The organism is Caulobacter sp. GW821-FHT05F04 (assembly GCF_059419665.1).
Window position 1 is genome coordinate 31537 of record NZ_JBWKSF010000012.1, and the last position, 25086, is coordinate 56622.

The following is a 25086-nucleotide window of genomic DNA, read 5'->3' on the forward strand; positions in this document are numbered from 1 at the left end:
CCTCCGCGCGCCGTGAGGCCCGCGCCGGCCCCTCGGCGAAAACGCGACGTTCTCCTAAGAGCATCTATCGGGGTTTGGCGACCTCGAATGGGGCGATGCTCGAGAGCAGCGGATCGTCGAGGGCGGTGGCGTCATCTTCGCGTAGCAGGGTGACGATGCGTAGCGGACGGACGGCGGTTTCGCGTGTGAGCGAGCCGACATAGACGTCCGAACGACGGCCTGACGGCCAGAGCCGCAGGATGCGTCGGTCATCCGCCGACGCGCCTGGGGCGACGAGCGTCAGCATGGCCGGACGGCCTTCGTGCAAGACGTTGGGCGGTGGCAGGCGATGCAGATCGGCGCGGCCGTCGAGGGCGGCCAGGCCGCCCCGCCAGGACCAGCGGGGAGCGGTGCGCCACCCCCTCGCTCGAAGTCGCGCCTCCAGCGCGCCGGGCTGGGCCCGCCAAAGCGCCACGAAAGGCTCTTCGGGCTGGCCTAGAAGGTCGATGCGGCGGGCGGGGATCGCCGCGCCGGTCAGATTGGCTGCGCCTCGCGGCGCCGGCCCCAATTGTAGATAGGGGGCGTAGAGAGCCTCGGCCTTGTTGTAAGCTCGAGGTCCAAGAGAGCCGGCGACCAGGGACAGCGCGGTTACGAACGCCACGCCATCCTGCCAAGGCGGCATGTCCGCCGAGGGCTTGGCGTCGCTGGCCGCGAAGGCAATGGCCAGGCTCGCCAGCGCGCCACCGAGCGCCATGCCGGCGATCACGTCCGAGGGCCAATGAGCGCCGAGATAGACCCTTGAGACGGCCGTCAGTAGGATCGCGGCGAGCGCCGGCAGCCAGATGAGTGGGCGCCAGCGTCGTTCGAAGGCGCGGGACGCCATCCACGCCAGGCTCAGATAGAAGGCGGCGGCCGAAGTGGCATGGCCGCTCGGAAAGCTATAGGCTTCCGCGCCTGAATAGAGCGTCGAGGGGCGCGCCACATGGAAAACGGTCTTGAAGGCGGGCGTGGCGAGGGCCGCGCCGGTCATGACCAGCGCCAGCGCGAGCGCCCAGCGCCAGCGGCGTTGGTAGAGGAGGTAGAGCGTCGCCAAGACCGTCGCGGCGGTGCGCTGGCCGCCGTCGCCTAGCGCCGAGGCCATCATCATCAGGGCGTCCAGCCATGGGGTGCGCAGGCCGTAGAGCAGATTGGCGATGGCGACGTCAGCCCGGACGATCGGGCGCTGGCTGACAACGTCAGCGCCCAAGTTCAAAACGTAAACGATCAGCAGGATGCAGGCGCAAACCCCAGCCGAGCGCCAGCGGGCCAAAGCATGCTCCGGCCCGAGGACCAGGCGCGCCAGCCTCGCTCGCCAAACCGGCGCGCCAGGGGCGCGGGCGAGCGCGCGGGAGGCCAGCGCGCCAGCATGAGCGGCCAGGCGATCGACGAGCCGCGTCAGGCGACGCAAAAGGAAGATCGCGGCGACCAGGGCCACCATCGCCAGGATAAGGATGATCGCCGCGCCGCCGCCGACCGAACGGGCGGTCAGGCCGGCCGCCGCGCCAGGCAAGATGAAGGCCGGCGACCACAGCAGGACCGAGGCGATGTTGACGAGGTGGAAACGCCTAGCTTGCAGCCCGAACGCGCCCGCGATCATCGGAACCATGGGGCGCAGGACGGGTAAGAAACGTCCTATGGCGACGCTAGCGGCCCCGTGGCGTTGAAAGAGCGCTTGACCCGCCGCCAGGATTTTGGGTCGAGCCAGCAGGAAGGCGTTTTGGTTGAGGCGGCCGCATTGGGCACGCCCGGTCTCGTAGGAGATCCACGCTCCCAGCGTCGCGCCGAGGGCGGCGGCGGCCAGGATCTCCCACAGTGGGGCGCCGTGCATCGCCGCAGCCGCGCCCAGGCCTAGCAGCAGAGAGGTGCCGGGGACGAACAGCCCTACGAACGGCAAACTTTCCAGGAACGCGATGACGAAGGCGAAGACCGGCGCCCAAGCGATGTGGCGCCGGATGACGCCCGCGATGAGGTCGAGCCCGTCGCTCACGACGTCGCTGAGGTCGACATCTGGCGACGAGCATAGGGTATGGGCATCAGGGTCTCCACGCACGGGCGAATCCGCGCGCGCAAAGCATGCGGTCCGCCAGCTTGGCGGCCGGTGACCGAATCTATACAAATCCCCAAGATTTCGTGGGGGCGTAGCAAGCCGCGTTTCCGAGCAATCGGAAGTCGATCAGGCTTAATTCTCTAGACCGGACCGATAATTTTGCGGTCTCCCTGGCATCGAGTCAATCGCCACGAACATTGAGATATCTCAATCTTGCGAGTGATGCTCTTGGTCATCTGAAATCTGGTTTCAGAACAACGGCATCCGTCACTGATGTGAAAATGTAGTCGTTCGGACATCAAGTCTTCACACGCCAAGCCGCGCCTAGCCGACTAATCGGCCGCCGAACCCGACCGGAGCGCTTCCTTTGGCTCCGATCGTGAGCGAGCGGGGATAAGCCGATGACGAAGCTCTCGAAGGCGCGCCTGGAGGCCCTGGCCTCGCCATCGAGCGCGAGATCTTGGGGCTTTCGCCTGCGGAGCGAAAGGAGGTCCGGCAAGCGCGCAGCAAGCCCTTGGTCGCCGAATTGGAGGCTTGGCTGCACGAAACGCGCGGCAAGCTCACCCGCGCCCACGACCTGGCCAAGGCCATCCATTACATGCTGCGCCGCTGGCCCTTGTTCATCCGCTTCCTCGACGACGGCCGCATTTGCCTCAGCAACAACGCCGCTGAGCGCGCTCTGCGCGGCATCGCCCTGGGCCGCAAGTCTTGGCTGTTCTGCGGCTCGGATCGTGGCGGCCAGCGCGCGGCGATCCTCTACAGCCTGATCGTCACGGCCAAGATGAATGACGTCGATCCGCAGGCTTGGCTCGCCGACGTCCTGGCTCGCATCGCCGGGCATCCCGCTCAGCAGATCAACGAGCTCCTGCCGTGGAACTGGCGCGCCGCAGCCGCGCCCGCCCAGGCGGCCTGACACTCCGCAGGGAACGTCCGGATATCGGCGGGGACCTTACTTCGTGTGCCGACCCTTGTCGGACATCCGAACCAAGCTGGTTTCGTGCAGAGCGGGTGTGTTTTGGGACCGTGCGACGGCGCGTCCGAAACCTTCGCGGAAAATGTCGCAACCCACCGCCACTCAAGCTTGACAGCGTCTCGGGCGCCACCTCTAGGTTGCTTGAATTTTGCAGCCTTCCGGGTGAGACGCGGCGATGAGAGTTTTGCTTGGCCAGTCGGGCCTCGCCGTTGTTTTTGCCGCCCAGCCCGTTCTAGCCCAAGTCCCCACGCCGCCTGCGCCGGCCAACAAGATCGACGGAGTCGTCATCTCCGCGCCCTCGCAAGCGGGTGTGCAGACCCGGATCGATCGTCGGAGCTACAGCCTTTCCGACGACCTGCAGGCCAAGGCGGGTTCGATTGGCGATGCGCTGGGCAATCTGCCGTCGGTCGAGGTCGATCCTGAGGGGAAGCTCTCGCTGCGCGGCGACCCCAACGTCACCATCCTGGTCGATGGCAAGCCCTCGGGCCTGTTCAAGGGCGCGGGTCGCGCCGCCGCCCTGCAACAGCTGCCCGCCGACCGGTACGCGCGGGTGGAGATCATCACCAACCCATCGGCCGCCTTCGACGCCAACGGCTCGGGCGGGGTCATCAACCTGATCAGCAAGAAGGCCAAGGGCGCGGGGATCACCGGCGCGCTGCAGGCCAATGTCGGCGACCAGGGTCTGGCGAACGGCGCTGGGAACCTGGGCTACAATTCCGGCAAGCTGTCGCTGAACGGTGACCTTTCCGTCCGGCGAAACATTCTCAAGAAAAGGACTCGCGAGCACCGCGAACTGTCTGGCGATGTCGAGAGCGACGGCGTCTACCAGGGGCGTACATCCGCCTATTTCGGCAACCTCCATCTGTCGGCCGAATACGAGGCCGGCGAGCGCACCCAGCTTTCCGCCGACGCCCACCACCTTCGGCTCGACTGGGTCACCCATGAGGCAGACGCCTTCGATATCCGCTCCCCGGGGCGCGAGACCTCGTCCACCCGCGTCGGCCGCAAGACCTATCGGGTCTATGACGACGAGGTCGAGACTCAGCTGGTGCGCAAGTTCGCCGGCGAGGATCACGACCTGACGCTGGACCTTGATCACAGCGCGACAATCAACAAGGACCGTCAGCCCTACGCCTACCTAGGCGGCGCACCGGCATCGGGCGCATATCAGGCCAGAGACTTCGACCAGCACCAGACCCTGACACGGCTTTCCGCCGACTACCGCAAACCCTTGCCGAAGGACACCAAGTTGACGGCTGGCGTCCAGGTCGAGGACGACGGCTATCTCTATGAGAACAGCGGCGCGCGCGGAGGCGACGCGGCGACGGCCCGACCGGACCCCAGCCTGACGAACCGTTTCCACTACGGCCAGGTGGTCTCGGCGGCCTATGCGACGCTGGAGCGGCCGTTCGGCAAGCTGACCGCGCTGATGGGACTGCGCGTCGAGAGCGCGCGCATCAAGACCGAGCAGCTGACTTTGGGCGGAACGCATCGCGACACCGACACTCGCGCCTTTCCGTCACTGCACCTCAGCTACGCCCTCGACGATCACCGCCAGCTGAAGGGGTCTTACACGCAACGCATCGAGCGGCCCGATCCCGATGATCTGAACCCTTTCCCCAACACCGCCGGCGCGCTGACGGTCACGGCCGGCAACCCGGCCCTGAAACCGGAGGAAACCCGTGGCATCGAGACTTCATACGAGTATCGCGACGGCCCGGCCTATCGCCTGGCGACAGTGTTCTACCGGGACATCCGCGACACGGTCACCGACATTGTCACGCCGTTGGAAGGCGGGACCTTGCTGTCGACCAGGCAGAACCTGGGCCTTAAGCGGAACGTCGGTCTGGAGCTGTCGGCGGGGGGACGACTGACCTCGAAGCTGACTTATACAGCCAGCACGACGGCGACCTATTCCGAGATCGAAGCCGAGGGCTTGACCGGCGCGAAGACCCGTTCGGCGCTGTTGGTAGGCGGCAAGGGTTCGCTGAACTGCCAGATCACCCCCGCCGATCTCTTCCAGCTGAATGCCCAGCTCCACGCAAAGCGCCTGACGCCGCAAGGCTATGCCCCGGCCTACAGCACGCTGAACCTGGGCTTTCGCCACAAGATCGACGAGCGCCTGTCGCTGGTCGCCACCGCGCGCGATGTGCTCAACAGCAGCCAGGCACGCGAATACGTTACGCAGCCTGGCTTGAGGCAGAGCGTGGAGTACGACAGCAATTCGCGCCGATTCACGCTGGGGCTAAGCTACGCCTTCGGTGGCAAGCTTAAGAAGCCGTCCAACTTCGACTATGGCGGCTGACCTAGCCAACATGGCTCTTTAAGCCCGGATGACCGCTTCCCACCCCGCCCGGAACTTGATGACGTCCGCTAATCGGACCTAGGCCACCGCGGTTCTCACCGGATGCGTACCAGGCAGCAAGCCAAGTCCTGTTTTGACTCATCGGAGAAGTTGGGAAGGTCGGCTTCCTGGCAGCGGGCGACGCGCTGGCGAGGTCGGTCCTGGAAACGGGTAGACCTGACTCATAGCGCGCTTCGAAAGGGCCACTTATCGGAAGCCGCTAAGTTCGGGCCGGTAACCGGACCGGACCCCGGCTGATCAGAGGCGGGTAACGGAACGGGCTACTCGCCTTGGGTCTCAAGCGGTTGCGGCGACTACCTTGCCGCGCCAGCGCTCAATCACGTCATCGAAATTGACCTCGCGCCAGTCGGCTTTCCATTCTTGGAGATAATTGACGCTGCGCGAATGCGGCTCCGGCACTGGGAGCGCGAAACGGCCAACGGTCGGCATCAGCGGCGCGTCGCCCACGGTGAGGAATTCGCCCTGACCGAGGTTGGGAAGCAGGTCGCCAATCCCGGCGGACAGATCGGGAAGCAGCGACTTGATGTAACTCTGGTCGACCGCGTTGGTGAGCCTGAGGGAGATGAAATTCGAGCATTGCGAGAAGATGGTCTCAGAGACCTCGGACGGGCGCTGGCTCACGACCATCAACGTCACGCCATATTTGCGCCCTTCCTTGGCGATCCGTTCGATCGACTTGCGCGAGGCATCATATTGCGCGCCACCAGACCGGGGCACGTAATTGTGTGCTTCCTCGCACACCACCATGATAGGCACGTCGCTGACATTGCCGCCAACGTGGCGAGTTTTCGAATAATGGAAGCCGAAGTCGAAGATCATCCGCGAGATCAGGCTGATGACGATGCTCAGCACCTCGAACGGAATGCCACTCAGGTCGACGATCGAGACATTGGATCTGGTGAGATACCCGATGAACTGCCGGACGACATCGGCGAAGTCACCGGTCTCGAGCGGTATCCCGCCGTCTTTCACCGGATAAAAGAGGAATCGCAGGCGCGGATCAGCGAGCCGGGTGCGCAGGCGAAGAATCAGCCGATCGAACTCGCCGTGAAAGGGCCCATTACTCGCCTTGGTCGCGGCGGCGGTCGACGCAACCACGAACGATTGCAGCTTGTCGAAATAGCAGCTGTCCCGATCCGCGACCAAGGTCTCGTCGGCGAGCTTGGGCTTCCCCTCGCCGCTGAGCTTTCCGATCACTTCGACATTCATATTCTCAAGATAGGTCACCACTTCGTCGATCGAGAAATAGACCGGCGTGTCGAATGAGATGTTGTCGAGGCCCGTATTGTGTCGGCACTTGTTGCGCACGACAGCATGGCGGAACTGCGAGACCTGGTTGTGCGAATTGATCTCGTGGCTCTCGATGAACATTTCCTCGAGTTCTTGGGCGTTCATCAGCCAATAGGGTAGTTTCAACGTATCGACGTCGAGCAGGTTGAGCGTGAAATTTTCGGTCTCGGCCAGCCGAAAGGCCGCCGCATATTCGGCGTGAATATCGAAAATCACGATGTGCGCGTTCTTCTGCGTGGCCTTGTTGGCATTAGTCTTAACCTCGATGCCAACCACGGTCTGCAGGATCTTGGCGACCGCGCAGGACTTGCCCGAACCGGTTGAGCCCACTACCGCGACATGCTTGCTGAAAAAGCGGTCGCCATCGACCTCGAACTTGACGTCGGGCGCGACGCTCAACGTCCCGAGCAAGAAGGGCGACTTGATCTGCTTCGAGAAGATAGCGCTTAGCACCTCGGGTGGGGTGACATAGGCGTATTCAGTGGGCACTGGGAGCGCGGGCGTGCCGCGCGTGAAGTCGGTGTCCTCTGAGAGCGTGCCGATCGGCTGGGTGTCGATTTGGAAGCGGAATGAGACCGAGTCCGCCTCGCCGGTGCCAGCGTCACCGCTGTCGGGTCTCGCGCGATCGATGTGTGAGGCACGGACCGCCGTGATGGTCGCAAGCAGATAGAGATCGTTGCCCGACGCGATAAGCAGATATTGCCCAACGCCGAGCTTCGCCTTGTGCCTGTCGAAAGCCTCGGCGTTGCTGACTTCGATCCGCACCAGCGAAGGCGAGCTATCAGTGACGCAGCCGATCGGATCACCAAGATCAATCATATACATTCCTCAGCTTGAGCACGTATTCGAGATCGGACAGGCGTTCGATCTCGAAGCGGTGGACGGTGACGTCTTTTTTCGCCCACGCATCGTCGGCGACGTTCACAAGGAACAGCTCGTCGGGTCGTTCGGGCGGCTCTTCGGTGACGACTGACCGGCGCGCAAGGCCAAGACGAAACTCGATCGCGAGCGGCGTTTTGCGGCGCATCGGCTTCTTGAACAGAGCGTTGGCACGAAACGCGTTTCCAACCATCCCAGTCGCGGCGGTGAGGCCAGCGTCGTGGAGCCGGGTCGCCAGGGCATCCACATCGTAATCACCCGTGATCAGGAATAGCGGCGGATATTCATGGAGATATTTGCAGCAGTAGCGGTCGGCAAATGCCTTCATGAAACCGACGATCGTATCGTCGAACTTCTCGATCATGGCCGGGTCGATGACGAAGGTTCGGCGGCGGATATTGTGAGCGAGCGACGGGGCAAGGTCTCCGCGGAGCCGCTTGGCGATCTGCGCGCGCGACGCAAGCGCCCGGGTCCAGCGGGTGAAGGTCACGCGGCGGACATCGCGCAGCGCTTCAAGGAACGTGGCGGGATCGACCGTCCGGTCGGGAAGCGCGGATTGGGTGGCGGTATCGACGATCCGCTGGATCGCATTTGGGAAGATGATCGCGTCGACATCCTCCGCTGAGAAACCTTTGGTTCCGAGGGTTGCGAGCACCGACTTCTGCAAGTCGTCGCTGGTCTGGCCAAATTCGATCGTGAAACGCGTCAGGAAGAGGTCATGATCGACGCCGGGCGCGATGCGTTTGATGATCTTCTGCAACGCGTCGGATTTGGTGGCGAGCACCGAGTTGAGCTCGTTCTTGCTGAGCCGACGCGCGCCGCCCTGGTCGGGGAAATGACAGAAGAGCCTATAATAGATCTCTGGCGTTGTGCTGCTGTTGTGCGAAAAATGCTCGAGCATCAGCAGCACCGGCTTGTAGATCTTGCTCAGCGAGAATGTATCGACCGCCTCGTGATATTTGCATTGTACCGCGGTCGTGAACCCTGGCGCTGCGACATCGATATCTTCGATCGCGCCCTCGATCGTGACCTTGGTGCCCGGCCCCGCCGCCAGGATCTCCGACAGATAGCGGAGGAACTGGTATAGATAGCCCTTGATTGAATATTCGGCAGTCCTCGCCACGGTCCATCCTCTTTTCGCAAACCTGATATTCGCGATTGAGCGATCCAAACCACTTTCCAATCACCGATCGCCGAAGAAAGGCCGTCAAGAGGCCTCCATCAGCAGTCGGTTGCTCGGAACATAGGCTTCGCTGGGAGGGAGGTGGTGTGTCTCCTCCATCCTCGCTCGCCTAAACTTTTCGATCTCAGCGCCGCGCTGACAAATCGACCTCGATCAATGATACGCGGTTCGCTTCCAAATGCATGAAGGCGCGCTTGCGGCAGGTGAGGATGATCACCTGCATGCGTTCAGCCACTTCGCTCAGGATATCGGTCATGGTTTCCAGTCGCCCATCGTCGGAATAGACCAGCGCGTCGTCGAGTACGAGAGAGACCGGACGGCCCTTTTCGAGAAGTAGGTCGGCGAAGGCGATCCGCGTTAATACCGCCAACTGCTCCTGGGTCCCGCGGCTGAGATCCTCAGCGGGCTCCAGGCGGCCTAGACGGCTGACCGATCCAGCGGCCATAGCGTCCGACATCTCCAAAGTCGCGCCAGGGAGCAGGCGGTCAATATAGGGTGTTACCCGCTGCGTGACCGGGCCGAGATACTGGTGCGTGGCCTCCCGACTGGCCTCAGCGAGGACGGTTTTCAAAAGGCTGAGGACGTCGGCCTGCTGGGTGATCAATGCAAGGTGGTTCGCGGCGCCGTCTTCCGCTTCTCGGGCGGCATCAAGTTCAGCGGCCGGCCCCCGCTCGCCCTCCGACCGTGCCGCCTCACTGAGACCGCCGATCTCACCGGCCAAGCGAACACGCTCGGCCTCGAGGTTTCGGCGGCGGGTTTCGGCGTTGGCAAGTTTGCGCTCCAAATCTTCGATGTTGAAGGCCAGCGCCGCGGCTTGCGCGTCTCCGAACTCGGCCGAACAGCGCGCTTCGGCCTGGCGTGCGTCGCGAAGCTCGATGTCGAGCGCGTCGTCGGACTGGGCAGCGTTCAGGGCGTCGAGGGTCGAGTAGAGCTGCTCAAGGCGTGATTTCAGGCCCCGGCTCGTCGCGCTCAGGGCTTGGCCTTGAAGCTCGCAACGCTTCAGCGCTTCACCGGCCGTGTCCCGCGCCTCGGCCGCCGCGCGCTCGGCCATTCTAGCTCGCAAGACAGCCTGTTCAGCCTTTTCGGTCTCGGCTTGGAGGTCGACGCTGGGACCCACAGGGGTGGGCGGGCGCTCAGCGCCGCTGAGGGCACCCCGCAATACCTCCAGTCCCGCCGCCAAGTTCAGGGCCTCGTCCGCCATGCAGTAGGTTTCCAGCCGAATTTCAAGCGTGTTGAGGCGCTCGACCAGGCCGCGACGTGTCTCGGCCGCGGCGCGCGCAGCGTCCAGACTGGGTAACTCGATCCTGGCCAAGGCCTCGGTGAGATCCTCGACCGCACGGCGATGATCCGCCTGCGCGGCCAACGCGGAAGCCGGCACGAGCGTGAAGGTGCCGGTTTGGGCGATCTCCAAAACTGCGGGTTCGACGATGAGATGACGTCCATCGACTGCCGTCTTCCCGTTGAGGCGCGCCTTGCCGACGCCGCCGGGCTCGAGCTTCACCTCAAGGGTTGGCGCCCCCGCCTCAAGCGCAGTTTGCGTCTGGGAGACTTTGGCCTGCAGCGCGAGCAGAGACTCCAGGATGGGATCGGTTACTGGTGCGCGGGCGATGTTTTGGTTCAGCGCTCCGATCTCCAGCGACAAATGCTCCGCGGCGTCCAGGCGCGCGAAGGCGGCCGCCAGATGCCTGGTTCGCGAAATCGCGCGCTCAGCTGTCACCGCTTCGGCGGCGACGCGCTCGGCTCCCTCCAGCTCGGCTCTGGCCACTTTCAGATCGCCCGCCCTGTCGTCTTCGGCCTTGAGGGCAGCGGCGAGGAGGGGCTCAAATTGCGCCAATGACGCTTCGGCCTCAGCGCTATTGCGCGTCGCCGCCGCCAACTCGGCTTTGAGATTCTCCCGACTCTGGGCGCGGTCTTCCACCTGTTGGCGACGGCTCTGAGCCTCGCCCAAGCGCGCTTGGGCTTCCCGGCGCCGGCCTTCAGCCGCCCGGGCGATCTCAAGGTCACGCGTCCAGGCCTTGACCTCTTCGGTTTGCTGCGGGTCTTCGGCGAACCTTTCGGTGCGATCGAGCTCAGCGCGCGCCGCAGCGAGACGATCGAGTACGCCGCCGAAATGGTCCATGGCCGCGTTGGCCTCGGCTCGTCGGGCCTGCGCCAGGCTCAACTGCTGCTGAGCCGCAAGCAACTTCCCTGTCGCTTGGCCCGCCTTGGCGGTGCGAAAGTCTGCTAGCGCCGTCTCGACCGCAGCGGTGACGGTGACCGCGCGCTTGCCACCAGTGACGGCGCCGACTTCGCCTGCGAGAACCGACTGGATTGTTTCCCGAGCGATGCGGCCAGGGGCGTCCAGAGACAGGGCCTTGCCCTGCTCGACCCACAGCAGGCCCAGGACCCCTCGGCTCTCGTCGTCAGCGCCGCGATTGCTCGATCGTTCGAACCCCAGCAAGGCCTGGAGCTTCTCCTCGGCCGCGTCGCTGGTGAAGATCTGGCCGCCCGGGCCGGTCAGCGTGACCTGGGGTTTTTGCAGGAAGCGCTTGGACACGGTCCAAGCCGACTCTTCCAGTTCGAAGCAGAGCTCGACGGTCGGTGCGGTCTCATCGCCCCAGGGGCGGAGCGACTTTATGAACGCCCCGGCAGATCCATGCCGCTCGAACAGCGCCGCGCGCATTGCCTCAAGGATGGTCGACTTGCCGGTCTCGTTGGGCTCGCTGATGAGATTGAGGCCATCGCTCAAACCCTCGATGCGCACTGGAGCACGAAAGCGGCGGAAGTTTTCCAGGGCCAGGCTGCGGATCCTCATGCGTCGGCCTCAACGGTGCGCGCGGCTCGCAGGTTCTCGACGAACAGGCGCTCTAGCGCCGCGCCCGCCAGCTGCGCCTCGGGGCCGGAACCCTTGGCCATAGCCAGCAAGCGTTCGGCGGCGACTCGCAGGACGCCGTGGGCATCGATATCGCCAAGGTCGTCTGCCGTTGGCTTTGCAAAAAGATCCTGCAAGTCGAGATCAAGCCAACGGGTCTCCAGGCCGAGCTCCGACTCCAGCCGTTCGCGCATCGTGACCCGATCGGCCAAGCTGACGATGCCCGAGACCTTCAGCCGCAGCACGAGGCGCGATAGGTCAGCTTCCGCGCGCAGGCGGCGCAGCTTGGCTTCCAGCCCTGAAACCCCATCGATTGGCCAGGCCTCGTTTCGCCAGGTGAAGCGGCCCAACGGATGATGAGAGAGCGCTGGGACGGCACCGGGTGCGGCGATCTCCACCAGCACCGCTCCGCCGGTTACCGGGCGATCGAAGTCGTCGGCCTCCGGCGTGCCGCTATAGGCCGTGCGCTCGCCGATTTGGGTAAAGCCGTGCCAGTCGCCCAAGGCCAGATAGTCCAGACCCGAACGCTGGGCGCGATCTGCAAGGATCAGGTTCATCGCCGCGGTGCTGGAGAACGACTGGATGGGCCCATGCGCCAGGCCGATCCGGTGCACGCCGGCGGGCGTGGTCATACTTTCAAAAACAGCCGTGGGATCGTCGGGTGTGCGCCGATAGAGCAGTGGCGCCGGCAAGATGACCGCGCGCTCACTCAGGGTGACGGGTAGGGCTTCGGCCAGGACTCTGACATTGGCGGGAGCGTCACGAGACAACCTCGCCCATAGCCCCTCGGCACGGGCGTAGTCGTGATTGCCTGGTAAGAGCCACCAACGACACTGCGCGCGTTGCATCCGGGCGAGGGCTTGTCGGACAACCCTCTCGCCAGGTTCGGGTGCGTCGAAGACGTCGCCGGCGACCAAGACATCATCGGCGCCCTTGTCGGCGGCGAGTTTGGAGATGGCGTCAATGACGTCGAGACGGGCCTCTTGCAGGACGGTTCGCACGTCATCCGGCATGCGCCCGAAGGGCTTGCCCAGCTGCCAGTCGGCGGTGTGGATGAACCGGATCATGGGTCCACGCTCGAAGCAACTGCCGCCTCGATGCGGGCTCGCGCTGCGGCCGACACTCGCCGAATTCCGAACTGACGGGCAATTTCAACCACGGGATCGGCGGCAGAGACCCGTCGCGCCAAGGCCGACAGCTCGGCGTGAGGGATGTCGTCGATGAAGCGGATATCGGCTTCGCTCGCCGGCACGCGGGCGCGAGACCAGGTTTCCACCGTGGCCCAGTCGGGCCAGACGAACACCAGGCCATCTGGGTCCGGGACAGCTGGAAACAGGGCTTTGGCGACCAATTCCACCCGTTCTCGGATCAGGCGGCCTGATTGCTTGAACCCGTGGGCTCGCGCGATGCGGCTGACCACGGCGTCCATCCGCAACGGTCCTTCGTCTTGGACCACCCGGCGGGCCAGTCGCTCGATCGTCGAGGTATAAATCGGCTCATGGAACGCGGCCGGATCGAGGTCGGGTTCGTCGGACAGATCGACCACGCGATAGAAGCCGTCTTGGCTGGGCGAAGTCGCCTTCAAATCCGGGAAGGCCACGGCGCGCGCGAATTGAGCGACGCGTTCGGTTGAGCTGGATAGAGCCAAGGGCGTTTCGGCCGTCGTCTCCGGTTCTGGCAGACCGACCGGAGCGTCTTCGGTGACGCGGGTCCGGTCGGCCTCCAGTAAGCCGGTCAAAGCGGTGTGGAGAAGGTCGAGCGCCTGTTGGCGATTGTGCCACCAGGCCGTCGACCAGACGCGTTCCAGCTCCCATCCCAGGCCCTTCAGAATTCCCGCGCGAACCTTGTCGCGATCGCGCGCGGTGGCCGCGCTATGATAGGCCGCGCCGTCGCACTCCACCCCGGCCAGATACGCGCCGGGCTTGTCGGGATGCACCACGCCCAGGTCAATCCGGAAACGCGAGACGCCGATCTGGGGGATGACCGTCCAGCCCCGTTCGCGCAGGCCTCGGGCTACGGCTTCCTCGAACGGCGATTCATAGCCTCCGACCGAGCCCTGGATCGCCTCGGCCAAGGCCCGTGGACCTTTTTGCGCGTATTCCAAGAGATGCTTGAGGTCGCGCACCGCGTCGGCCGAGGTCCGGTTGAGGTCGACCATCTCCGGACCGAACGAGGCGAAGAGGATCATCTCCTCGCGCGCCCGGGTTACCGCCACATTCAACCGCCGCCAGCCGCCGGAGCGGTTCAGCGGGCCAAAGTTCATGCTCATGGTGGGGGCGTCCGGCGTCTCGGGCCCATAGCCAACGCCTAGGAGGATCAGGTCGCGCTCATCGCCCTGGACGGTTTCCAGGTTCTTGACCACGACGGGCTCGAGGCAGTGATCGCCGAAGAACCGCTCCAAAGCGGGATATTTGGCGCGCTCCTTGTCGAGCAGATCTTCGATCAGCCGTTGCTGCTCGGAATTGAGGGTTACGATGGCCAGTGATTTGCCGCGACCGCCGAAGGTCGGATCGCGCAGGCGCCGGACGGCCTCCTCCACCATCGCCTGGGCTTCGGAGGCGTTGGTGCGGGACTTGCCCTTGGCGTAGGCCCCGCTGACCCGCCGCAGGCTGACCATGGTGTCCTGGGTCACTGCCGACGGGAAGGTGACCAGGCGGCTTTCGTAGTAGCGATGGTTGGAGAAGGCGATGAGGCTTTCGTGGCGCGAGCGATAGTGCCACTCCAGGGTGTGACGGGGCAGACCCGCCGAGAGACATTCGTCCAGGATGCTTTCCAGATCCTCCTCGACGCTGTCGTCGATCTCGTCTTCGGCCGGCGCGCCCGCGCCGCGCTGGAAAAAGTTGGTCGGCGGCATTTGACGCGGATCGCCAGCGATCACCACCTGGCGGCCTCGCGCCAGGCTGCCGATGGCGTCCCAGGTGGTGATCTGGCTGGCCTCGTCGAAGATCACCAGGTCAAACAGCGCGCCATCCGCCGGCAGATACTGGGCCACCGAAAGCGGGCTCATCAACATGCAGGGCGCCAGCGTAGTGATGTCTGATCCCATCTCGCTCATCAGGGCGCGCACGGGCTTGCGGGGCTTTTGCAGGCCCAGTTGATGGCGCAGCGCGCCAAAGCCGGATGTCTTGGCGACGGTGTTGCGGTCCGGGATCTGGCCCGAGATCTTCGCGCGGATATAGGCAACCGTCAGGTCGGCCACGCGATCGTCCACGGCGCGGAAGTCGGCGATGCGATCTTCCTCTTCGCGCGCGGTGAAGAAACGCAGGCGGTCGTCGCCGTCGATGCGCCCTGCGGCCCACCATCGCGCATAGGCCGTCTCGAACTGCGCGGCGATCTCGCCTGCCCGGATCGTTCGGTTCTCCAGCGCCTGGACCATGCTATCGAGCTCGAGCGTCAGGGCCGCGCGCCGAGCCTTTCGCCACAGGCTCCAATCGCGAAGCCGGGGTTGATGGGCTAGCAGGGTCGCGCTCATCGTGGCGACGCGTTCCAGAAGATCGGGATGGTCGAGCGGCTGCTCGCAGCGGGCGACGGCGCAGAACCGTTCCAAGGCCGCTTCGAGATCGGCGTGCGCGCCGCGCCATCTCGCCGTGGCCAGACGGATCGGCATGGCTTCGGCCAGCAGTTCGTTGCCGTCCACCACCACCTGGCGCACCGCGCCGCGCACGGCGGCGAAGGTCTCGGGCGTGGCGGCCAGCCTCGCGGTGGCGGCGCGCAGGCGTTGCGCGACGTCGAGCGTGGCGGCCAGCCGGGTCTCGTCGGTCGCCAGACCAGTCCAGGCCGAGGCGCGAGCGGCCTGTCCCTTCAACTCGTCAAGCCGCTCCAACTGGCCTTGCATCGTCTTCAGCAGCGGCAGGTCGGTCCGCGCGTCGGGTTTTGTGGCCAGGTTCGCGGCGGTCTTCAACGCACCGTTCACAGAGGCGCGCCGGATCAGGTTCATTGGCCAGAAAGCCTTGTCGGCCTTTTCCAGCTTCGCCTGCAGCGCCGTCGTCTGAACCCGGCGACAGGCCTCGGCCGGATAAGCCTGGGACAGATTGCGTTCGGCCGTCTGATAGGTCTCAAGGTGATGGCGTCCGCGCTCCAGCGCGTCGATGATCGCCGGCGCGTCGGGCAGGAAGGCGAAGCTCAGATCCAGGCCATGGGCAGCGTCGATCGTATCGGCCAGGTCCGTCAGCGCCGCCAGGCCCGGCCGATCAGCCGGGCCGCGCGGCAGAGCCAAGGAGGTTTCGAGCTCCGCGCGTCGCGCGTGGGCCGTTTCCCCCGCGCGCGCCAGGGCCGCGGTCGCGGCGACCATCTCGGCTTGCCAGGCGCCGGTGAAATCATCGGCCGCGATCGCGCCGAAGGCTTCGGGGTCCAGGTCATCGACGGCGTCGAACAGGCGGTCCATCTGACGGCAGGCTTCGCGCATGGCCTCCAGCGTCGCGCGGTCGTGGCGACGCTCGGCGGTCCAACCGAGCTCCGGCGTGCGGGCGTCGGCGTCGCGTACGGTCCGACCGATCGCCTCGAAAAGGCTCAAGCCGTTGTCTGACCGGACATGCAGGAGGTCGACCAAGCCGTTCAGCTCGTCGCGCAGGGCCGCGAGCTTGCCGGTTTCCGCGCTCCAGTCTTCCGCCGCCACGGTGTCGCGCGTATCCCATGCCCGACCCAATTGCTGGATCACCTGGGATTTGTTGGCCTTGCTGGAGTGCAGCTCGAGGCAGAAGGGGGCCAGGCCTCTGGCGTCGAGACGACGATAGACGACCTCTAGGGCCGCCATCTTTTCAGCCACGAACAAGACCTTACGGCCCAGCGCAAGATTGTGCGCGATCATGTTGGCGATCGTCTGGGATTTGCCCGTGCCTGGCGGCCCGTCGAGCACGAAGTCGCAACCCTGGCCGGAGGCGATCACAGCTGCCAGCTGGGAGGAGTCGGCAGGGAGCGGTGCGAACAACTCCGATGGCCGCACCTCCCGGTCCAGTTTGTCGGCGTCGGGAAAGCCCTCTTTGCAGAGGAAAGGGTCGCGTGGCGTGTCGATCAGATGGCGCACGACCGCGCTGGCCTTCAGGTGGTCGACCCGATCGGTCAGATCCTTCCACATCAGATATTTGGCGAAGGAGAAGACGCCCAGGGTCAGTTCCTCGACGACCTCGAACCCTGGAACGTCACGCACCGCACGCCGGACCGAGGTCCAGACGGCGCGGACATCCACGCCGTGGTCGTCGGCCGGCAGTTCGCCCTCCAACTCGGGGATGGTCAGCTCGAAATCCTGTTTGAGCAGCTCCAGCAGGGTCAGGTTGAAGCGCGCCTCGTCCTCGTGCGCGGTCATCACCACTCCGGAGCGGGCGCTCTTTCTCTCGAGCGTCACGGGCAGCAGGATCAGCGGCGCGTGATAGGTGCGAGGGTCGGCTTCGGAGCGCTTCCAATTCAGAAAGCCCATGGCCAGAAACAGGGTGTTTGCGCCGCCTTCCTGCAAGTCCAGGCGCGATTTGCGATAGAGTTCGACCAGTTGGGCGTCCAGCGCCTTGGCGTCGAGCGACGAGAGAACCTCACCGGCCTCCAGCGCCTGGCGGGCATGCGCCTCAAGCAGGTTTTCGCCCGTGCGGGCTTCATGCAGGGCAGCGTCCCGTCCACCTGCGGCAAAGCCCTCCAGTTCGGGGAGGGGCTTGATCCGGATTTTGGCGCCGTCCGTCAGCAGATCTTCTAGCCTGGCGATGTCGGGGCAGATCAGCCTCAGGGCCGTGGTGCTGGGCTTGGTGTGCAAGAGACGGTTGCGCACCGTCAGATCAAGCAACTTGCGTCGCCACTGGTCTATCCGCCCCCTCGGCGTCGCTGGAGGCTCGTCCGCCGGGCTGGGATCGAAGTCGGGCAGGGCGGGCGCTTCTTCCAGGCTCTCGGCCACGGGCGTGCGCGTGTCCGCCTCGACGGGCGCGACGGCGGTGATCTGCAGCGCCACCGGCCGCAAGCGCTGCATGCGCGCGCGGCGAATATCGAGCGCCAGGATAAAATCGCCTTCGTGCTCGGGACCGATCTGGCGGCTAGCGGCCTCCACCGCCTGGCTGAAGGAGGGCGCGGGCTTGCTGGTCGCCAGCGTGGTCTCGAACAGCACCATCTCGCCGAGCGCGACACGCTTCCTGACCGCCACCACGTCGTCGGTGATCAGGCTCGCGAATTCCTGCGGGATCAGCCAGGATCCGACAAAGGCGTGACCTTTGGTGAGGATCAGGACGGGATTGAGACCCATCTGCTCCAGTCCCGCGGCGAACAGCAAAGCGGTGTCCAGGCAGGTCGCGAGTCCGCTTTCGAGAATCGCGCCCGGCGTCCGGATCTTCTGGCCGTTGGTCTCGAAGCTCGCCGGCGGCAAGGCGTAGATCAGGCGCAGGGACGACACCGCCGACCAGAGTGCGGAGGTCAGTTCCCAGACCCGCCGGCTCGACTGGCTTCGATAGCCGTCCAGGGTGTCGGGCTTGCCGGCGCTTTGCAGTACCTGCGCGGCTTGCTTGAGCACTTGGTCGACGGCCGGATCGTTGGGTGTCACGAAGGCGGCCAGCAGCTCCGGCATATAGCCCGCGCCGCCCCATTCATTGCGCGCCAGTACTTCAACGGCGAAGCGCGCCCGCGCCAGTTCCTCGTCTCCGCAGCGCACGCAAATGACGACTTCGCCCGCCAGGCTTTCGGCGGTTTCGAACAGAAGGCCTGCGTTCAATTCGATCTTGCGATCCAGGATGCGGGCGCGGGCCCGGGGCTCCAGCCGATCGATGCGCCAGGTCTTCGGCGTCAGAAATCCCGGCTCGGCGGTCAATTCGACCGTCAAGTTTTCCAGCGTCGTTTCGCCAGTCTGCTCCAACTCCATATCCAGCAGAACGGGAGCGCTGTTTTGGTGCGAAGCAAAGGTGACTTTGCTGGCGATGCTCGCCAGCACCCGCACGGATGTCTGCATAGTTTCCCCCACTCAGAGATTTACACCCGACGGCCCAGCTTAGGTCAACTATGGGTGGCTTGATGCAACGACAGCGCGGCAATCGGGTGCTTTTGGCCGGAACGCCTCTACCTGATTATCGGCCTCGAGCCGCGGAAGGCCAATATGATAGGCGCCAACCAACGCTGGACCGTTCATCGATCTGGGTTCAAACCTTAGGCGGGATACCGGGGGGACCTGTGGACGGAACAACGCCCTTTGAGCGGCCGGAGGAACGCGTCCGCCGACGCTTCTACCGGCAAATTGAGCCTCAAGCCCGAGCTCAAGGGCTTTCACTCACAAACAAGGTGCTTGTGGCGTTGATCATCGCCGCTACCGCCTTGGCGATCGCTGAAACCGAACCAACGTTGATCCGCGACTACGGGCGGGCGTTCACTTCGGGGGAATTCGCACTTGGCTGGATTTTTGCCGCGGAATACGCCGTGCGATTATGGACCGCGCCAGAACGGAATCCGACACGCTCGGCTTGGCGCTCACGGCTCGGCTTCATTTTTTCGCCTGCGGCGGTCGCCGATCTAATCGCCGTGGTTTCATCGTTCATGGTCGTCGGCACCTCCGGAGCGCTGCTGCTGCGGTGGGTACGTCTGGCCAGGATCGTTCGCCTCGCCAAGCTTGGTCGGATGTCCCGAGCCCTCGACCATATTGTCGAGGCCGTGATGTCGCGCCGCGACGAGCTTATCCTAAGTTTGGTGGCGGGCCTGTCCTTGATCGTCGTGGCCGCCACAGCGCTCTACCTCGCTGAAGGCGGCGTTCAGCCCGAAAAGTTCGGCAGCATCCCCAGAGCCCTATGGTGGTCTGTAGCGACAATGACGACCATCGGATACGGCGACGTCTATCCGATTACCCCCTTGGGCAAGGTCCTGGCTAGCGTCACTGCGATCCTTAGCATCGGACTGATCGCGATGCCCACGGGCATACTGGCCGCCGCGTTCAGCGACGGCATGGATCGCCATCGTCGTGCGCGAGAGGATAATCCGCCTCCCAACGGTCGGGTGTGAAATTGCCCAGCTAGGTTTCTGCCGCTGCTACATGCAGTCGCTCGATCGCGATTATCCTACTTCGTCCGGCTAGAAGATCATACCGCTCAACGTCGTGTTCTTGGAGCGGACCGAGAGTCTGCTTATGGCGCTGCCTTACCGATCGTAGCGGGACTGTTAGGATTGCGAAAAACCGCAGGGATCGGTGGGTGATCTGAACCGAGCGGCCTATGTCGGTCATGCGACGGTGCGAACCTCCAGCATTGTTATGGTGCGGACGTCGATAACGCGATCTTGTCCCTACCTCCCTAAGCCGTAGCTATGCACAGCCGGTTCCGTCCCTCCGGCTATTGAGGCGGCGCGATGCAGGCCTTTGATTATAACTTCACCTTCGAGCTGCCGATGCATTGTGCGGCATGGAGTTGGGCACAGCATGACTAAAGAGTCGCTGGATAATCCGAAAGCTGGGCCAGCGGCGGCAAAGGTTGAAAACACCGGGCCACGCGAAGCCAACAATGGGCTGTCGAGCCCTTCCTACGACACGGCGGACCGAGATCACGTCGACGGCGCCCTGCGTGGAAGCGAGGAACGTCTTCGTTTGGCCCTTGAGATTGGCGGCCTTGCCAGCTGGGACTGGCACATCGCCTCGGGCAAGGTCGTTTGGAACGACCGCCACTTCTTGCAGCAGGGTTACGCGGTCGGAGAAGTTTTACCCAGCTACCAAGCCTGGCTCGACCGGTTGCATCCGGACGATCGCGACGAGACGGTGGCGTTGATCGAAGCGGCTCGCGATGGCCGGTCGACCTTCCATCATGAGTTCCGCGCCCTATGGCCAGACGGTTCAATCCACTGGCGCGCGGCGCGCGGTCGCTTCTTCTACGATGAAAGTGGCGCCCCGGTGCGCATGATCGGCGTCGCTGAGGATATCACCGAGCAAAAGCTCGCGGTCCAGCGAATGGCGGCTTCCGAGGCCCGGCTGCGCTTGGCGCTGGAAGCGGGCCGCATGGCGCCGTTCGAATGGTCACTCGACGACGCCCTCCCTCCTCTTAGTGACGACCTGCGCCGGCGAGTAGACTTTGGCGACGCTGGCGCTCGCCTCGAAGAGGGACGCACTCGCCACCACCCAGACGATGCCGCTCTTCTGAATAAGACGCGACAGCGCGCCCTCGACGGCGACGACACATTCGCGGATTTCGAATTCAGGCGCCTAACGGCTGACGCCCAGGTGCGCTGGCTGCAGGTCCGATCGGAGATCGTTCGCGATAACCTTGGCCGGCCCCGGAAGTTGGTCGGCGTACAGTTGGACGTCACCGAGCAGCGGGAGAATGAAGAGCGTCTGCGGCTTCTGATGCTCGAGGTCGATCACCGCGCCAAGAACCTGTTGTTTGTCGTGCAGAGCATGGTGTCGCTAGCCAAGGCCGGTGATCTCGAGACCTACCGACAAGCCCTGCTGGGGCGGATCGAGTCTCTCTCGCGCGCCCATCAGCTGCTTGCTGAAAGTCGATGGTCGGGCGGCGACCTGCGCCAGCTCCTGACGGAAGAACTTGGCCCTTATGGCTTGGGTGACAACGGTCACATCAAGCTTGACGGGCCGCCGATCTCCTTGCCGGCCAGACATGCTCAAGCGCTTGCACTCTGCCTCCATGAGCTGGCAACCAATGCCGCCAAGTATGGCGCATTGTCCGTCGATGAAGGCGTCTTGACCGTGCGCTGGCGTAGCAGCCATGGGCAGCTTGAGCTGTCATGGATCGAGCGTGGGGGGGCGCCCGTCGTTGCGCCCAAACGCTCAGGGTTTGGTGGGACCTTGCTCAAGCGCAGCCTTCAGCCGTTTGGCGGTCGCGTGGAATTACATTGGGCAGAGCTAGGGCTCAGCGCGCAAATTACGCTCCCGCTGCAGGCTAACCCAGACCCAGAGCCAGACCCTGCATAGGTCGTCTTTCCGGAGGTGCGGCAACGACAGCAAATGGCGCAGCCTGGCCGGCGACACAGATCCTCGGATGGCCGGGGAAGGGTGGTGAGCTGGCTTTTCCTCGGGCACTATCGGAGCGCGCTATTGGGAGAGCTCGGACCATGGTTAGGACTTTATCCGGACTGCTAGCAGGCGCTCTTGGGACCCTAGCGCTACTAACCCTCGCTCCGCCTTCTGCTCAGGCCCAAGCAACCTCGCGGACCTGCGCCGGGCAAACTGGCGAGACGCCGGGCCCAGCCTGCCTTGTCGCTCACCAAGAGCTCGGAGCGTTGCCTCAAGGGGCGCTTTATTGGAAAATCTACACCTTTGCGGACGCGCAAGCCGCTGAACGTGTTAAATCCCCACATGGCGCTGTTGTTCAAGCCTTCGGCCGCGTTTGGCTTTTTGAGATCGGCGACAAGGGGCATGACCCCGTGGGCGGGCAGCATATGGCCGATATCGGCCCCCTCCCAATCGAGGCGGCTAGCGGCGACTTTAGCGCCGAATATTTGAAGTCGACGTTCCCGCCGGGCGCTACAGCCCCCGTGCACGTGCATTCAGGACCCGAAGCTTTCTATGCGATCAGCGGGGCAAGTTGCTTGGAAACGCCGGATGGCATCCAAGTCGCACGGGGAGCGGGACATTCGCTGATGGTCCGGCGCGGGCCGCCCATGTTGCTCATGGCGATTGGCCAACAAACCCGGCAAGGCTTCGCATTGATCCTGCATGGTGAAGGCAGTCCGCCGACGACCCTCACCTCCGACTGGACCCCGAAAGGGTTGTGCCCGAGGGGGTGAAGGTCGACTGACATTCCAGCCAAGTTGCGTAAAACCTCCACCGCAGGTCGGTGCCGGTCTTTTCGAGCCAGATGCCGAACGTCCAGTTTCTGGAGGTGCGCCAATGTCGCCTCCTGGCGCCTTTGTATCTGCAAGCTAGACGGCCCCGTGGCTCTCGTCGCCAGAGGTGTTAGTCCATACGATTAATCGCCAAAGTACAGCGCCACTTTGAGGATGTTGGTGGTGGTTCTCGGGTGGAAAGGGATCGCCTTTGTTGCAAGTGGCTTCCTTCCCACAGTTTCTACAGCGGTAAATGCCAGAAGTCGCTACGATCGCGCCAGGTTTATATTCAGTTGACCAAACCGCTTCGGTTCCATTCGCCTTTCTCAAATTGTCAACGTTCTTGTACCAAGCCACTTCAACCTCCTCACACTTGGGGTGATTCTGCTTGGAGCTCTTTGGTGATGCTACTCCACCGCAGCATTCCCCATGATCCAGCCCACCACGGCTGAGCTTACGTGAGATCTTAAGGTTGCGTAAACTACGCACTACTCGATATGGGGGTGACGATTGTAGCGGTCTGAGATTTAGCGGGCCCGACGATTGCTAGGGTGCTATTCCGCTGCGGGAACAATCAGCTGGTCCGCAGCGTGAGGGCCCGGCACGTGTCCCGCGGGGACCAAAGCTCTTGCGCCTAGAACGTGCTTCTCCTGGTCATCAAAGAATATGTGAGCGTCAAATGCTTCGACAAACGGAGCCTTGGCGTGATGCCCAACGAAATGCGCTTCATCAAACGGTGTGCCCCATTCGCGAAACGTCAGCACGACACGCTCACCCACGAGAATTGTTGCCCCGATACGGCTCGCAAGCCAATCCGTCACCGTCGCCATCCATGCTACTGCGGTAAGATGGATCCCAAGAGGGTATGTTTTCGCGTCCCGCGGCCCGGGCCGCTCTGCAGCCGCTGAAATGCTGATCCCCTGGCGCTTTCGTCTGGATCTGCGCTGCGTGGATGTCGCCCAAGCCCACTGCTGGCTTAGAAAGAGCAAGCATCGTCAGAGCAAATGCTATCGCAGCGACCAGCGCCACCAGGGCGGGAAATGGGAGTCTTAAACTTTGGCGACGCTCCATCCTCCGACCGTCGCACGACGAGCTTATCTTCTTGTAAAGGTCCGGCGAGCTTGTCGCTTCGGCTGGCAAACGTGCGGCTGTGCAAAGGTCAGCTTAGCGGCGGCCTGCCAATGCCTGTTCATGGCGCGTTGCGGCTCAGGAACGCTAATCACTGGCAGGCCGACGCGTCGGCGCAACTCGTCTGATACGGTGGCATACGGAGCCAAGCCCCGGCCGTCTAAGTCCCCAACGCTTGGTTGAGGTCAGCAGTAAGCGTGCACACTAGGCCATCGGGGTTGAAGGCGAGGTCGGCGCGGCCATGGCCTTCAGCGGCCATGGCGCTTTCCAGCAGTCGGGAGCCAAAGCCGCGCCGCGTCGGCGTCTTGACGGGCGGACCGCCGCGCTCGCGCCAGACCCAACGCAGGCGGCGCGATCCACCGTTCTTCTGGAGCTTCCACGTGACCTCGACCTCGCCGGTGTCTCGCGAAAGCGCGCCGTACTTGAGGGCGTTCGTGAGAAGCTCATGCACCGCCATGGCCATGGTCACCGCCGTCTGCGGCGCCAGGCCGACCGTTGGCCCCGAGACGCGCAATCTCCCCTCGACGCCGCACGCCCTCGCCCCGTTCACGACGATAGTGGCAACGTCGGCCTCAGCCCAGTGATTGCGGGTGAGGACATCGTGGGCACCGGCCAGAGCCTCCAGGCGGCCCTCGAAAGCCTCTCGCGCATGCGAAGGGATGTCCGACCCGCGAAAGCTCTGCGCCGCGAGGGACTGAACGATCGCCAGGGTGTTCTTCACACGATGGTTCAGCTCGTCGACGAGTAGCTCGAGACGGCGCTGGTCCGAGGAAATCTGCTGCTGCGCGCGCCGCAGCTCGGTTGAGTCGTAGTAATAGCAGATCACCCCGTGGCGCCCGTCGGGCGTTCGGGTGCGCTGCAATTCCCACTCGTAGCCCTCGACCTCGTCGACGTCATTCCGTGGGCGATAGAAGTCACGCGAATAGAACGGCTCCCCCGTCTCCAATGTCCGGCGAAAGTGGCCGAGAATCTCCTGGGCGACCTCCTCGGGCCAGAGGATGCGCATGGCCTCTTCGAACGCGCGACCAATTACGGGACGAACATTGGTGAAGGCGCCGTTCTGAGAGCGTTGGTTCATCGAGGCGATCTTGAAGTCGGCGTCGACGATGTAGATGCCGAAGGGACACCGCTCGATCAGCTCGTGGAAGAGCTCTTCCTGGCGATCGGCGCGCGCCGTCGCGTCGGCTAGCCGTTGCGAGAGGTCCCCGTCCGCTTGGTCCGCGCGCCCTCCAGGCAGACCTTCGGCCCCCGCGCGGGTCGTCAGTGTTCATGAGCGGGTCTTCTTGTCATTTAGCCCTCTGGTTCAGCATTCTGGAGGTCGTGTCACGGTCGAGGCCGGGCGTCTGCCGACTCCTCGACATAGCCGCGCAGCAACGCTTTGCGACGATGGCCGTCGCCCAGCCGCGCAAGAACACGGAGCGAGCAGGGGCGCGAATGGCCTGGCTCTCAGGACCTCGCTATCTTGGCCAGGGCGACATCCACCTCTCCGTAAGCAAGCACTTCTCAGAATGGCGCGAACGTCCAGTTTCTGGAAGTGCGCCCATGTCAGCTGTTGGCGCTGAGGCGGCGTTCGGCGCGAAAGGACGATAGTGTCACAAAGTCGTGCTAGCGCCTGGCCATGCTTGGTCGGTCCGTCCGC

13 protein-coding genes and 1 pseudogene are annotated in these 25086 nt (G+C 64.1%); 5 read left to right on the forward strand and 9 right to left on the reverse strand.

The features are described 5' to 3' along the window. Positions 1–64 precede the first annotated feature (64 nt). Positions 65–2005: a bifunctional DedA family/phosphatase PAP2 family protein gene (locus tag AC07R7_RS23805; RefSeq protein ID WP_099503457.1), complete on the reverse strand. Its 1941-nt coding sequence runs from the start codon at positions 2003–2005 to the stop codon at positions 65–67. Between the two features lie 505 nt (positions 2006–2510). On the opposite strand from AC07R7_RS23805, the pseudogene AC07R7_RS23810 reads away from it, so the two are divergent. After that, positions 2511–2978 (forward strand): annotated as a pseudogene (locus tag AC07R7_RS23810) (IS66 family transposase); the annotation flags it as partial. Positions 2979–3213: 235 nt separating this feature from the next. Beyond that, positions 3214–5343 (forward strand): outer membrane beta-barrel family protein, encoded by a 2130-nt coding sequence (locus AC07R7_RS23815; RefSeq protein WP_099503459.1) that lies wholly within the window; start codon positions 3214–3216, stop codon positions 5341–5343. 336 nt (positions 5344–5679) lie between these two features. On the opposite strand, the gene AC07R7_RS23820 is transcribed toward AC07R7_RS23815, so the two are convergent. The 5 genes from AC07R7_RS23820 to proA form a co-directional block, all read right to left on the reverse strand. Beyond that, the gene (locus tag AC07R7_RS23820) at positions 5680–7512 is read right to left on the reverse strand and encodes an ATP-binding protein (protein ID WP_099503461.1); all 1833 of its coding nucleotides are present in this window, start codon (positions 7510–7512) and stop codon (positions 5680–5682) included. Further along, the gene (locus AC07R7_RS23825) at positions 7505–8695 is read right to left on the reverse strand and encodes a hypothetical protein (RefSeq protein ID WP_099503463.1); all 1191 of its coding nucleotides are present in this window, start codon (positions 8693–8695) and stop codon (positions 7505–7507) included. Before AC07R7_RS23825 ends, AC07R7_RS23820 begins: the two co-directional genes overlap by 8 nt. Before the next feature lie 184 nt (positions 8696–8879). Beyond that, positions 8880–11549, reverse strand: a complete 2670-nt coding sequence (locus AC07R7_RS23830) for an AAA family ATPase (RefSeq protein ID WP_099503465.1) — start codon at positions 11547–11549, stop codon at positions 8880–8882. Continuing rightward, positions 11546–12673, reverse strand: a complete 1128-nt coding sequence (locus tag AC07R7_RS23835) for a metallophosphoesterase family protein (RefSeq protein ID WP_099503467.1) — start codon at positions 12671–12673, stop codon at positions 11546–11548. Before AC07R7_RS23835 ends, AC07R7_RS23830 begins: the two co-directional genes overlap by 4 nt. Next, positions 12670–18519 (reverse strand): anti-phage protein ProA, encoded by a 5850-nt coding sequence (gene proA, locus AC07R7_RS23840; RefSeq protein ID WP_494636808.1) that lies wholly within the window; start codon positions 18517–18519, stop codon positions 12670–12672. Before proA ends, AC07R7_RS23835 begins: the two co-directional genes overlap by 4 nt. 332 nt (positions 18520–18851) lie before the next feature. Here proA and AC07R7_RS23845 point away from each other — a divergent pair, with 332 nt between their 5' ends. The 3 genes from AC07R7_RS23845 to AC07R7_RS23855 all read left to right on the forward strand — a co-directional run bounded on the left by AC07R7_RS23845 (position 18852) and on the right by AC07R7_RS23855 (position 22280). Beyond that, positions 18852–19556, forward strand: a complete 705-nt coding sequence (locus tag AC07R7_RS23845; protein WP_305764129.1) for an ion transporter — start codon at positions 18852–18854, stop codon at positions 19554–19556. A 412-nt stretch (positions 19557–19968) separates the two neighbouring features. Beyond that, positions 19969–21465 (forward strand): sensor histidine kinase, encoded by a 1497-nt coding sequence (locus AC07R7_RS23850; RefSeq protein ID WP_099503471.1) that lies wholly within the window; start codon positions 19969–19971, stop codon positions 21463–21465. Between the two features lie 308 nt (positions 21466–21773). Next, positions 21774–22280 carry a cupin domain-containing protein gene (locus AC07R7_RS23855; protein WP_127846970.1) on the forward strand — a complete coding sequence of 169 codons (507 nt, stop codon included), beginning with the start codon at positions 21774–21776 and terminating at the stop codon, positions 22278–22280. A 593-nt stretch (positions 22281–22873) separates the two neighbouring features. Here the strand turns inward: AC07R7_RS23855 and AC07R7_RS23860 are convergent. From AC07R7_RS23860 to AC07R7_RS23870, 3 genes are all read right to left on the reverse strand, one after another. Further along, positions 22874–23149: a 5'-nucleotidase gene (locus AC07R7_RS23860; RefSeq protein WP_099503475.1), complete on the reverse strand. Its 276-nt coding sequence runs from the start codon at positions 23147–23149 to the stop codon at positions 22874–22876. Further along, positions 23091–23390, reverse strand: a complete 300-nt coding sequence (locus tag AC07R7_RS23865) for an excalibur calcium-binding domain-containing protein (RefSeq protein ID WP_168193652.1) — start codon at positions 23388–23390, stop codon at positions 23091–23093. The genes AC07R7_RS23860 and AC07R7_RS23865 overlap by 59 nt, the downstream gene beginning before the upstream one ends. 217 nt (positions 23391–23607) lie before the next feature. Further along, a complete protein-coding gene (locus tag AC07R7_RS23870) occupies positions 23608–24711 on the reverse strand; it encodes a sensor histidine kinase (RefSeq protein WP_099503477.1) in 1104 nt (367 codons plus the stop codon). Between the last annotated feature and the right edge of the window lie 375 nt (positions 24712–25086).

Excerpts from the sequence above, each read along its gene's own strand:
- AC07R7_RS23815 (WP_099503459.1), top strand. The coding sequence starts at position 3,214 with ATGAGAGTTTTGCTTGGCCAGTCGGGCCTCGCCGTTGTTTTTGCCGCC.
- AC07R7_RS23820 (WP_099503461.1), bottom strand. The coding sequence starts at position 7,512 with ATGATTGATCTTGGTGATCCGATCGGCTGCGTCACTGATAGCTCGCCT.
- AC07R7_RS23865 (WP_168193652.1), bottom strand. The coding sequence starts at position 23,390 with ATGGAGCGTCGCCAAAGTTTAAGACTCCCATTTCCCGCCCTGGTGGCG.
- proA (WP_494636808.1), bottom strand. The coding sequence starts at position 18,519 with ATGCAGACATCCGTGCGGGTGCTGGCGAGCATCGCCAGCAAAGTCACC.
- AC07R7_RS23860 (WP_099503475.1), bottom strand. The coding sequence starts at position 23,149 with ATGGCGACGGTGACGGATTGGCTTGCGAGCCGTATCGGGGCAACAATT.
- AC07R7_RS23850 (WP_099503471.1), top strand. The coding sequence starts at position 19,969 with ATGACTAAAGAGTCGCTGGATAATCCGAAAGCTGGGCCAGCGGCGGCA.
- AC07R7_RS23830 (WP_099503465.1), bottom strand. The coding sequence starts at position 11,549 with ATGAGGATCCGCAGCCTGGCCCTGGAAAACTTCCGCCGCTTTCGTGCT.
- AC07R7_RS23835 (WP_099503467.1), bottom strand. The coding sequence starts at position 12,673 with ATGATCCGGTTCATCCACACCGCCGACTGGCAGCTGGGCAAGCCCTTC.